At 74.4% G+C, this 11852-nt stretch carries 6 protein-coding genes; 5 read left to right on the top strand and 1 reads right to left on the bottom strand.

Features of this window, described 5'->3' with window-relative positions; genetic code table 11:
- Positions 1-53: 53 nt before the first annotated feature.
- Positions 54-1559: an IMP dehydrogenase gene (gene guaB, locus ACIPRD_RS04175; RefSeq protein ID WP_356400812.1), complete on the top strand. Its 1506-nt coding sequence runs from the start codon at positions 54-56 to the stop codon at positions 1557-1559.
- A gap of 136 nt (positions 1560-1695) precedes the next feature.
- Complete coding sequence (locus tag ACIPRD_RS04170; RefSeq protein WP_356400810.1) at positions 1696-2820, top strand: GuaB3 family IMP dehydrogenase-related protein; 1125 nt, start codon at positions 1696-1698, stop codon at positions 2818-2820.
- Between the two features lie 61 nt (positions 2821-2881).
- Here ACIPRD_RS04170 and ACIPRD_RS04165 read toward each other — a convergent pair whose 3' ends face one another.
- The gene (locus ACIPRD_RS04165; protein ID WP_401559702.1) at positions 2882-4090 is read right to left on the bottom strand and encodes a nucleotide sugar dehydrogenase; all 1209 of its coding nucleotides are present in this window, start codon (positions 4088-4090) and stop codon (positions 2882-2884) included.
- Positions 4091-4643: 553 nt separating this feature from the next.
- On the opposite strand from ACIPRD_RS04165, the gene ACIPRD_RS04160 reads away from it, so the two are divergent.
- The 3 genes from ACIPRD_RS04160 to ACIPRD_RS04150 all read left to right on the top strand — a co-directional run bounded on the left by ACIPRD_RS04160 (position 4644) and on the right by ACIPRD_RS04150 (position 11710).
- Positions 4644-6350 (top strand): FAD-dependent oxidoreductase, encoded by a 1707-nt coding sequence (locus ACIPRD_RS04160; protein ID WP_401559699.1) that lies wholly within the window; start codon positions 4644-4646, stop codon positions 6348-6350.
- 442 nt (positions 6351-6792) lie between these two features.
- Positions 6793-8817: a protein kinase gene (locus tag ACIPRD_RS04155; RefSeq protein WP_401559696.1), complete on the top strand. Its 2025-nt coding sequence runs from the start codon at positions 6793-6795 to the stop codon at positions 8815-8817.
- Positions 8818-8980: 163 nt separating this feature from the next.
- Positions 8981-11710 carry a protein kinase gene (locus ACIPRD_RS04150; RefSeq protein ID WP_401559693.1) on the top strand — a complete coding sequence of 910 codons (2730 nt, stop codon included), beginning with the start codon at positions 8981-8983 and terminating at the stop codon, positions 11708-11710.
- Positions 11711-11852 lie beyond the last annotated feature (142 nt).

The following is an 11852-nucleotide window of genomic DNA, read 5'->3' as shown; positions in this document are numbered from 1 at the left end:
AGGTTCCCGTTAGCATGGACATCCGCACCGATCAAGGCTTTGGGGAAGGTGTCATGACTGCCAACGTCGACGGAGTGCCCGGTAAATTCGCGACACTCGGGCTGACCTACGACGACGTGCTGCTGCTGCCGGGTGCATCCGAGGTGCTCCCCAACGCGGTCGACACCTCGTCCCGTATCTCCCGCAACGTCCGGGTCAACATCCCGCTGCTGTCCGCGGCGATGGACAAGGTGACCGAGTCCCGCATGGCCATCGCCATGGCCCGCCTCGGCGGCGTGGGCGTGCTGCACCGCAACCTGTCGGTCGAGGACCAGGTCAACCAGGTCGACCTGGTGAAGCGGTCCGAGTCCGGCATGGTCACCGACCCGATCACGGTGCACCCGGAGGCCACGCTCGCCGAGGCCGACGCCCTGTGCGCCAAGTTCCGCATCAGCGGTGTCCCGGTCACCGACCCGGCGGGCAAGCTGCTCGGCATCGTCACCAACCGTGACATGGCCTTCGAGAGCGACCGCACGCGCCAGGTGCACGAGGTCATGACCCCGATGCCGCTGGTCACCGGCCGGGTCGGCACCTCCGGGCCCGAGGCCATGGAGCTGCTGCGCAAGCACAAGATCGAGAAGCTGCCGCTGGTCGACGCCGACGGCGTCCTCAAGGGCCTGATCACGGTCAAGGACTTCGTCAAGGCCGAGCAGTACCCGAACGCCGCCAAGGACGCCGAAGGCCGCCTGCTCGTCGGTGCCGCCGTCGGCGCCAGCCCCGAGGCGCTGGAGCGCGCCCAGGCGCTCGCCGAGGCCGGCGTGGACTTCCTGGTCGTCGACACCTCGCACGGTCACAACAGCAACGCCCTCAGCTGGATGGCGAAGATCAAGTCCAGCGTCGGCGTCGACGTGATCGGCGGCAACGTCGCCACCCGTGACGGCGCCCAGGCGCTCATCGACGCCGGTGTCGACGGCATCAAGGTGGGTGTCGGACCGGGCTCGATCTGCACCACGCGTGTGGTCGCCGGTATCGGTGTCCCGCAGGTCACGGCCATCTACGAGGCCTCCCTCGCGGCCCGTCCGGCGGGCGTCCCGCTGATCGGCGACGGCGGCCTGCAGTACTCCGGCGACATCGGCAAGGCGCTGGCCGCCGGTGCCGACACCGTGATGCTGGGCAGCCTCCTGGCCGGCTGCGAGGAGTCCCCGGGTGAGCTGATGTTCATCAACGGCAAGCAGTTCAAGTCGTACCGCGGCATGGGCTCGCTGGGCGCCATGCAGTCCCGCGGCCAGGGCCGGTCCTACTCCAAGGACCGCTACTTCCAGGCCGAGGTCGCCTCCGACGACAAGCTCGTGCCCGAGGGCGTCGAGGGCCAGGTGCCCTACCGCGGCCCCCTCTCCAACGTGCTGCACCAGCTCGTCGGCGGCCTGCGCCAGACCATGGGCTACGTGGGCGCCGCCACCATCGAGGAGATGGAGTCCAAGGGCCGGTTCGTCCGGATCACCTCGGCGGGTCTCAAGGAGAGCCACCCGCACGACATCCAGATGACGGTCGAGGCGCCGAACTACAGCAACAAGAAGTGAGCCACGCGCGCGAGCGCGGGCTGTGACAGGCGGTCCCGGGGCGTCCCGGGACCGCCTTCGCCGTCCCAGGAGGGTCGCCGCCGCACCCGTCGGGGATACTGGAAGACGCTGAAACGCATCAGGGAAAGGCCAAGACGTGACTGAGATCGAGATCGGGCGCGGCAAGCGCGGCCGGCGGGCGTACGCCTTCGACGACATCGCCGTCGTACCCAGCCGCCGTACGCGGGACCCGAAGGAGGTCTCGATCGCCTGGCAGATCGACGCCTACCGCTTCGAGCTGCCGTTCCTGGCCGCCCCGATGGACTCGGTCGTCTCCCCGGCCACCGCGATCCGCATCGGCGAGCTGGGCGGCCTCGGCGTCCTCAACCTCGAGGGCCTGTGGACGCGCCACGAGGACCCGCAGCCGCTGCTGGACGAGATCGCCGGGCTGCCCGCCGAGCGCGCCACCCGCCGCCTCCAGGAGATCTACTCGGCTCCCATCAAGGAGGAGCTGATCGGCGCCCGCATCAAGGAGGTGCGCGACGCCGGTGTGGTCACCGCCGCCGCCCTCTCCCCGCAGCGCACCGCGCAGTTCTCCAAGGCCGTCGTCGACGCGGGCGTGGACATCTTCGTCATCCGCGGTACGACCGTGTCGGCGGAGCACGTCTCCTCGGCGCACGAGCCGCTGAACCTGAAGCAGTTCATCTACGAGCTGGACGTCCCGGTGATCGTCGGCGGCTGCGCCACGTACACCGCCGCCCTGCACCTGATGCGGACCGGCGCGGCCGGCGTGCTCGTCGGCTTCGGCGGCGGCGCCGCGCACACCACGCGCAACGTGCTCGGCATCCAGGTCCCGATGGCCACGGCCGTCGCGGACGTGGCCGCGGCCCGCCGCGACTACATGGACGAGTCCGGCGGCCGGTACGTGCACGTGATCGCCGACGGCGGCGTGGGCTGGTCCGGCGACCTCGCCAAGGCGATCGCCTGCGGCGCCGACGCCGTGATGATGGGCTCCCCGCTGGCCCGCGGCACGGACGTGCCCGGCCAGGGCCACCACTGGGGCATGGAGGCGGTCAACGAGGAGCTGCCCCGCGGCAAGAAGGTCGACCTGGGCACGGTCGGCACCCTGGAGGAGATCCTCACCGGCCCGTCGCACACCCCCGACGGCTCGATGAACTTCTTCGGCGCCCTGCGCCGCGCCATGGCCACCACCGGCTACAGCGAGCTCAAGGAGTTCCAGCGCGTCGAGGTCACGGTGGCGGACAGCCAGCACAGCCGCTGACCTCCATGGACACGGGCGAGGGCCCGGACACCGCGACCGGTGTCCGGGCCCTCGTCGTCCCTCACAGCCGGTGCGCCGCCCCCGTGGGCGTGACGCCGCGGGTGTCCAGCAGCAGCTGGGCCTTCACCGACAGCCCCTGGAGGTCGTAGGTGCGGTGCGGCTGGAGCAGGACCGTGAGGTCGGCGTCGGCGGCCGCCTCGTAGAGGGAGTCCGCGCGCGGGACCGGGCGGTCCAGGACGTTCCAGGAGGCCACCAGCGGGTCGTGGTAGCTGACCTGGGCGCCCAGCTCCAGCAGCCGGTGCGCGATCTCCCGCGCGGGCGTGCCCTGCTGGTCGGCGAGGTCCGGCTTGTAGGTGACGCCCAGCAGCAGCACGCGCGCGCCCCGGGCGGACTTGCCGTGCTCGTTGAGCAGGGCGGCGGCGCGCTGGACGACGTACCGGGGCATGCGGTGGTTGACCTGCTGGGCGAGTTCCACCATGCGCAGGCCGCGGCTCGCGTGGCCGGTGAGGTCGTGCGGGACGCCGTGCCCGCCGACGCCGGGCCCCGGCCGGAACGCCTGGAAACCGTACGGCTTGGTCTCCGCGCAGCGGATGACGTCCCACAGGTCGACGCCCAGGTCGTGGCAGAGCACGGCCATCTCGTTGACCAGCGCGATGTTCACGTGCCGGTAGTTGGTCTCCAGCAGCTGCACGGTCTCCGCCTCGCGCAGGCCGCGCGCCCGGACCACCTTGTCGGTGAGCCGGCCGTAGAAGGCGGCCGCCGACTCGGTGCAGGCCGGAGTGAGGCCGCCGATGACCTTCGGGGTGCCGGCCGGGGTGCGGTCGCGGCTGCCGGGATCGACCCGGCTCGGCGAGTACGCCAGGTGGAAGTCGCGGCCGGCGCGCAGTCCGGAGCCCTCCTCCAGCAGGGGGCGCAGGAAGTCCCCGGTGGTCCCGGGGAGCACCGGGGACTCCAGGATGACCGTGGTGTGCGGGCGCAGCCGTCCGGCCAGGGCGCGGGCCGCCGCCTCGACCTGGGAGAGGTCGACCCCGCCGTCGGCCCCGCGCGGGGTGGGCGCGCAGATCACCGCCGTGCGCACCCGGCCGAGCTGGGCCGGGTCGGTGCCCGGGCGGAAGCCCTCGGCGCGCATCCGGCGCAGCTCGGCGGCGCTGAGCGAGCCCGCCTCGGGGCCGGTGGCGAATCCGATGGTCGGGATGCCGGCGGCGACGGCTGCCTGGGCGAGCGGCAGGCCGTACGGCCCGAGTCCGATGATGGCGAGGTCTGCGGGCATGGAGGGGGCAGTCCTTCCCAGTAGCCGTAGCGGTACGGGTGCGCAAGCCCTGTGGACCGGAAGAGCGAGCGCACTGTCAGACTAGGTACAAATATGACCGTTCTGTGTGATTGTGTTCGTGTGTCTTCCGTCGGTCGCACGCGGGGTGTCCCGCGCGGACGGACCAGGTCCGCCGGGCCGGGGCGGCGCGCTCGCCCGGGCGCCCGGCCGCTCCGGGAGGGCGGCGCGGGGCCGCTGCCGCCGCCGGCCGCCGCCCGGTCCCCGTACTTCACCCGACCGGGCGAACGCGGCGCCGCGGGCCCCCGCGCCCGCCCCCGCCCGGCCGAGGGCGCGCCCGCCCGGCCGTACGCCGGGGGCCGGTGGCACCGCCGTACGCCGTGCCGGCCCGGGGCGGGCGGGCGTGCGGCCGGTGTGCCGGCCGCGGTGGCCGCCCGCGAGAAGCTGCCGAGGCCACGGGACACGGTCAGAATTTGGGCATGAGGAGGGAGTGAACCGGGCTTCGCCCACCGGGTGCGGCCGATGCGAGCGGGTTGTGCGACAGCGGGAGGCAGCGGTGAGGACAGCGACTCTGGATCCGGCGCAGCGCGCCGAGGACCTGGCGGCGATGGCGGAGCACGAACTGGACGTGCTGGTGGTCGGCGCCGGGATCGTGGGGGCCGGCACCGCGCTGGACGCCGCCACCCGCGGACTGTCCACCGGCCTGGTCGAGGCCCGGGACTGGGCGTCCGGCACCTCCAGCAGGTCCAGCAAGCTCATCCACGGCGGCCTGCGCTACCTGGAGATGCTCGACTTCGCCCTGGTCCGCGAGGCACTGAAGGAACGCGGCCTGCTCCTGGAGCGGCTCGCCCCGCACCTGGTCAAGCCGGTGCCCTTCCTCTACCCGCTCAAGCACCGGGGCTGGGAGCGGCTCTACGCGGGCTCCGGCGTCGCGCTCTACGACGCCATGTCCATGGCCCGCGGACACGGCCGCGGGCTGCCCGTGCACCGCCACCTGAGCCGCCGTCACGCCCTGCGCGTCGCCCCCGCCCTCAAGAAGGACGCCCTGGTCGGCGCCCTCCAGTACTACGACGCCGAGGTGGACGACGCCCGCTTCGTCACGGCCCTGGTGCGCACGGCGGCCTCGTACGGCGCCAAGGTGGCCAACCGCGCGCGCGTGACCGGGTTCCTGCGCGAGGGCGAGCGGGTCGTCGGGGTCCGGGTGGAGGACGTCGAGGGCGGCGGGGAGTACGAGATCCGGGCCCGGCAGGTCGTCAACGCCACCGGCGTGTGGACCGACGACACCCAGGCCATGGTGGGGGAGCGGGGCCAGTTCCATGTGCGCGCCTCCAAGGGCATCCACCTGGTCGTGCCGAAGGACCGCATCCACTCCAGCACCGGCCTGATCCTGCGCACCGAGAAGTCCGTGCTGTTCGTCATCCCCTGGGGCCGGCACTGGATCGTCGGCACCACCGACACCGACTGGGACCTCGACAAGGCCCACCCGGCCGCGTCCAGCGCCGACATCGACTACCTCCTGGAGCGCGTCAACTCGGTGCTCGCGGTGCCCCTGACCCGGGACGACGTCGAGGGCGTGTACGCGGGCCTCAGGCCCCTGCTGGCCGGTGAGTCCGACGCCACCAGCAAGCTGTCGCGCGAGCACACCGTCGCGCACCCGGTGCCGGGGCTCGTGGTCGTCGCGGGCGGCAAGTACACGACGTACCGGGTGATGGCGAAGGACGCCGTCGACGAGGCGGTGCACGGCCTCGACCGGCGCGTCGCCGAGTCCGTGACGGAGGAGATCCCGCTGCTCGGCGCCGAGGGCTACCCGGCGATGTGGAACGCCCGCGCCCGCATCGCCGAGCGGTACGGACTGCACGTGGTCCGCGTGGAGCACCTGCTGAACCGCTTCGGCTCGGCGGCCGAACAGGTCCTGGAGCTGATCGCCGCCGACCCCACGCTCGGCGAACCGCTCCGGCACGCCGACGACTACCTGCGCGCCGAGATCGTCTACGCCGCCTCGCACGAGGGCGCCCGCCACCTGGACGACGTGCTCACCCGGCGCACCCGCATCTCCATCGAGACCTTCGACCGCGGCACCCGCAGCGCCCGTGAGGCCGCCGAGCTGATGGCGCCGGTGCTCGGCTGGGACGCGGACCAGATCGAGCGCGAGATCGCGCACTACGAGAAGCGGGTGGAGGCCGAACGGGAGTCCCAGCTCCAGCCCGACGACCTGACGGCGGACGCGGCACGGCTGGGCGCGCCGGACATCGTGCCGCTGTAGGCGATCGGCCGCTGCAGGCGACGGCCGCTTCGGCCGACGGCCGCGGCGGCGGCCGGGGTGGCGGCGGCTGCGGTGTCGGCGGTGTCGGCGGTGGCGGCGGTGTCGGCGGTGTCGGCGGAACTCGGCCGGGTGCAGGGCCGGTTCGGGGGCGGCCGCCGTGAGTCCGGGCGGGTTCGTCGCCGGGGCGCGCTGCCATGGACCGGGCCCCGGCGCGAGCCGGAGCGCGGCCTGCGGCGGCGGTATGGGCGACGGTGTCCGAAGGGTCGGCAACGGGGGTTCCCTCCGTGTCGGCACCCCTCGTCCCGGTAAGCGGAAGACGCCGATCCGGGCGTGTTCCGGGACGTGGACGGCCGGGGTGCCGACAGGGCCCCCCTGGGCGTCGGCCGCCGACCGCGTGAGAGACAATGGAGGCTCTGTCAGGGCGGGTTGCATGAGGGGACGCATGTCTGAGGCGGAGCGGGCGGGGACATCTCGTCAGGACACTCGTCGCGACAAGAGCGAGCGTCGTCTCCTCGCCGGGCGGTACCGGCTGGGAGACGTACTGGGTCGCGGCGGCATGGGCACGGTCTGGCGCGCCGAGGACGAGACCCTGGGGCGGACGGTCGCCGTCAAGGAGCTGCGGTTCCCGTCGAACATCGACGAGGAGGAGAAGCGGCGCCTGATCACGCGCACCCTGCGCGAGGCCAAGGCGATCGCCCGGATCCGCAACAACAGCGCGGTGACGGTCTTCGACGTGGTCGACGAGGACGACCGCCCCTGGATCGTCATGGAGTTGGTCGAGGGCAAGTCCCTGGCCGAGGCCATCCGCGAGGACGGTCTGCTGACGCCCCGGCGCGCGGCCGAGGTCGGCCTCGCCATCCTCGACGTGCTGCGCTCCGCGCACCGTGAGGGCATCCTGCACCGGGACGTGAAGCCGTCCAACGTGCTCATCGCCGAGGACGGCCGGGTCGTGCTCACCGACTTCGGCATCGCCCAGGTCGAGGGCGACCCGTCCATCACCTCCACCGGCATGCTCGTCGGCGCCCCCTCCTACATCTCCCCGGAGCGCGCCCGCGGCCACAAGCCCGGCCCCGCCGCCGACCTCTGGTCGCTGGGCGGCCTGCTGTACGCGGCGGTCGAGGGCGTCCCGCCGTACGACAAGGGGTCGGCGATCGCCACCCTCACCGCGGTGATGACCGAGCCCCTGGAGGAGCCCAAGAACGCGGGCCCCCTCAGGGACGTCATCCACGGCCTGCTCACCAAGGACCCCGCTCAGCGCCTCGACGACGCCGGTGCCCGGGCCATGCTCGACGCCGTGCTCAAGAAGCCCGAGCCCGAGCCGCTGGAGGCCACGCGGGTCGTTCCGCTGCCGCCGCAGCCCGACGGCCCCGGACGCGACGGCAAGGGCGACGACAAGGTGCGCGGCGCGCTGCGCTCGGTCCGCAAGGCGGCCGGCGCGGCCGGTACGGCCGCGGCCGCGCGGCCCAAGGACGCCCCGGAATCGAAGGGCACCTCCTCCGGCGCGGCCGGGACCTCCGGCAGGGCCGCGGGCGGGGCCGGCGTGCCCGGCCAGGGCTCCGCGGGGGCGGCGGACCGCCCGGGAGCGAACGCCTCCAGCGCGCCCGACTCCGCGGCGGGCAAGCCCGGTTCGGGCTGGCCGGTGATGCCGACCCCGGACCTCGACCTCGAACTCGCGCCGCGCCCCGTGCAGCGGGCCCCGCTCACCGACGTGGTGCCCCGGCGCACGCTGGTGATCATCGCGGTGGTGGTCGTCCTCGCGGTGATCGGCACCATCCTCGCCGTCACCCTCGGCGGCGACGACGAGGGCGGCAAGGACGGCGGTGCCAAGGCCGCGTCGAGCGCCTCGGCCTCCGCCGGGCAGAACGGCGGCAAGGGCAAGGACGGCAGGACGGGCGCCGGCGGCGGCGAGCGCACGGACAGCGGCTCCACGAAGGGCACCACGGCCGGCTCCACGGCGTCCGGCAAGCCGGGCACCGCGACCGCGGCCGGCGACGGCGCCACCGGCTCGTCCGGGTCGAAGGACACCGGGGGCGCCTCCGCCGCCTCGACGCACAAGAGCGCCCAGGGCTACTCGATCGGGCTGCCCAAGGGCTGGGCGTACAAGTCCAGCGACGGCGCCGGGGACCGCTACACCGGCCCCGACGGACAGCGCCTGCTCGTCGGCTGGACCAGCACGCCCAAGAACGACCCGGTGGCGGACTGGACCAACCAGGAGCGCGGCATGGTGCGCCCCCAGTACAAGAGGGTCAGCATCGCGAAGGCGGACTACCGCGGCTGGAACACGGCCGACTGGGAGTTCACCTACGTCGACGGCGGCACCAAGTGGCGTTCCATAGACCGCGGTTTCGTGGTCGACGACCACCTCGGGTACGGCCTGATGTACACCGCGAAGGCCGCCGACTGGGACAGCGCCCTGCGCCAGGACACGTGGAAGACGCTCACGGCCTCCTTCGAGCCCAGGTCCTGACCTGGACGCGTCCGGGTCGTGGCGGCAGAATCGCCCATCCCTCAATACGAGTTGCCTCCGGCACGTATCGTGAATGGTTGAGGACCGTACGCAGCCGCGTGTGGACGCGTGACGGGCCGTACGGCGAACGAATGTGACCGACCGGGCGGCCGGGGGAGGCAACGTGGACGAGTATGCGGGACGGGTGCTCGCCGATCGCTACCGTCTGCCGCTGCCTCCCGCCGACGAGTACGAACTCACCGAGTCCCTGGCCTTCGACACCTACAGCGGCCAGGAGGTGCTGGTCCGCCAGGTGCCGCTGCCCGAGGTCGTCGAGGCCGAGGTGCTCGACGCCGACGGACTGCCCGAGGGCTTCACCGCGCGCGAGCGCGGGACCCGCCGGAGCCCCGCGGCCCGTGCCGCCACCCGGCAGCCCACGGACCCGGCGGTGCGGCGCGCGCTGGAGGCGGCGCAGGCCGCCGCCCGCATACCCGACCATCCGCGCCTGGACCAGGTCTTCGACGTGTTCGCCGAGGGCGGTTCGCTGTGGATCGTCAGCGAGGCGGTCTCCGCGCGCCCGCTGTCCGCGCTCCTCGCCGAGCAGTCCCTGACGCCGTACCGCGCGGCCGAGGTCGCCTCCGACGTCCTCATGGCCCTGCGCGTTTTGCACGCCCACGGCTGGGTGCACCGCAACGTCACCGCCCGCACGGTCCTCGTCTGCGACGACGGACGGGTGATGCTCACCGGTCTCGCGGTCGGCGCGGCCGAGGAGGCGCTGTGCGGGTACGACCCGGTGCCGGCCCAGGACGAACCCGCCGGGGGGCCGGTCGGTGCCGGGACGGTCGGAGCGGTGCCCACGGGCGCCGTCCGTGGTCCCGCGGCCGGCGGTACGGGCGGGGCGAGCCCTGGAGGGGCCCGCTCCGTCTCCGCTTCCGGCACCGGACCCGGCCCGTACGGGGCCCTCGCACCGGGTGCGTCCCCGGCGCAGGGGCACCCGGGTCCCCTCGCCGGACCGGGTGGCGCGGCAGCCCACGCGGCCGACACCGACCCCGAGGCCGCGCGCCGGGCCGCGATACAGGCACGGGCCGCCGGGGGCCTTCCGGCGCCGGGACCGCACGAGACCGACGGCACGGGCGGCGCCGGACCCGCGGGGCGGCCCGCGGCGGACAGCGGGGACGACATCCGCGCCGCCCGGGCGGGCGCCATCGCCGCGTACCGCGCCGGAGCCCGGGCCGCCGCCCGCGTGCAGGAGGACGGGCGCGGCGCGCGCGTGCAGGGGGACGGCCGCGCCGCCCTGCCCGCCGCCCGGCCGCCCGCCGAGGCGGGCGGCGCGCCCCGGCCGGCGTACCCCGTCGAACCGGGCGGCACCGCCCCCGGGCGGACGGCCGACCCGTACGCAGTGGCCGACCCGTACGGGGTGCAGGGCCGCCCCTGGCACGGCGCCTCGCCCCGCACCGGCCCCGGTGGCATGCCCGCCCCCGCGGACGGCGCCCCGCCGCGCCCCGGTCCGCCCGCGCCCGCTCCCGGCACGGGCTCCGCGCCGGCTCCGGGCCACCCGTACTCCCCGGCCCCCGCGGCCCGCACCGCGCCTCCCGCGCTGCCCGCCCAGAGCGCCGGGCCCTCCCGGTGGGACGCCCCCGCGGCGGGCGGTGTCCCGCCGCGCGGCCCCGGCACCGCCATCGCCGCGGAGCGGGCGCGGCAGCTGCGGATGACCGTGGTGGGGCCCGTCACCGAGCGGTGGGCGCCCGAACAGGCCGGCCCCGTGCACGAGAACTGGCAGCTGGCGGCGCCGATCGGCCCCGCCACCGACCTGTGGGCCCTCGGCGCGCTGCTCTTCCGGACCGTGCAGGGGCACGCCCCCTATCCCGAGGAGTCGACCGCCGAACTGGTGCAGCTGGTGTGCGCCGAGCCGCCGGCCTTCGCCGAGGAGTGCGGACCCCTGCGGCCCGTAGTGGAGTCCCTGCTCCGTCAGGACCCCACTGACCGGCCCGACTTCGAGGAACTGAGCGGCTGGCTGCGCTCGCTGGTCAGGTCCGCGCCGGAACCCGACGCGGGGATCAACGTCGTACCGGTGCCGCCCGCCGACCCGCGCCGGCTGCCGATCGTGCGGCGGCGCGGCGAACTGGTGCGGCGGCGCCGCCGCAACCGGATGCCCGCGGCGCACCCGCACGCCCGGCACAAGAGGGCCCGGGAGGAGGAGGGTTCGCCGCGCCGGCTGGGCCGGCTGCTGCTCGTGCTGATCCTGCTCCTGCTGGCCGGGGCGGTCGCCTACGCGATGCTGTTCCTGCCCGGACGGGGGGAGAGCGGCTCCGCGGGCGGTCCGCACACCGGCACCGCGCAGCAGGTGAGCCCCACGCCCTCCCGGGAGAACCGGCCCCCCTCGGGGCGGAGCACCCCGGACGACCCGGCCTCCTCCGCGCCCGCCACCGGGGCCCAGACCGACGGAGGAGCCTCCGCCGGTGACGGCTTCACCCTGCGCCAGGACCCGGACGGGTTCACGGTCGCCGTCGCCAAGGGCTGGAGCCGCACGCCCCGCAACGACAACGGGCAAGTCCTGTACGCGCACGGCGACTTCACGCTGCTGGTCGTACCGGGACGGGACTCCGCCGGGGCCGAGGGCAGCGACCCGATGGTCTACCAGCGGGACAAGGAGCGGGAGCTCCAGCCGTACCGCGACTCCAGCTGGGCCACGGCCTCCGGACTGCGGACCATCGAGGTCGGCGGACGGACCATGGCCGAGGGGCAGTTCACCTGGACCGACGCCCAGGGGCGCGACCTGTACGTGCGCAACATGGCCATGCTGATCGACGGCCGCTACCACATCGTGCAGCTCCGGGGCCCGGAGGCGGAGCGGGACGAGGTGACGCGGCTGTACGAACAGGCCACCTCCACCTACCGTTTCACCGGCCGGTGATCCCCGACTCCGACGGGCCGTACCCGGTCCGGTTCCCGGCCGTGGGAAGAAGCGACAACCGTCACAGTGGGGCTTCCGTGCCACCCCGCCGGTTCCCTGCGGACGGACCGGTCCTTAGTCTGGCCCCTGACAAGAGCATTGC

The organism is Streptomyces sp. NPDC090108 (assembly GCF_044747185.1).
GTDB lineage: Bacteria > Actinomycetota > Actinomycetes > Streptomycetales > Streptomycetaceae > Streptomyces.
This window is presented reverse-complemented; position numbering and strand designations above follow the sequence as displayed.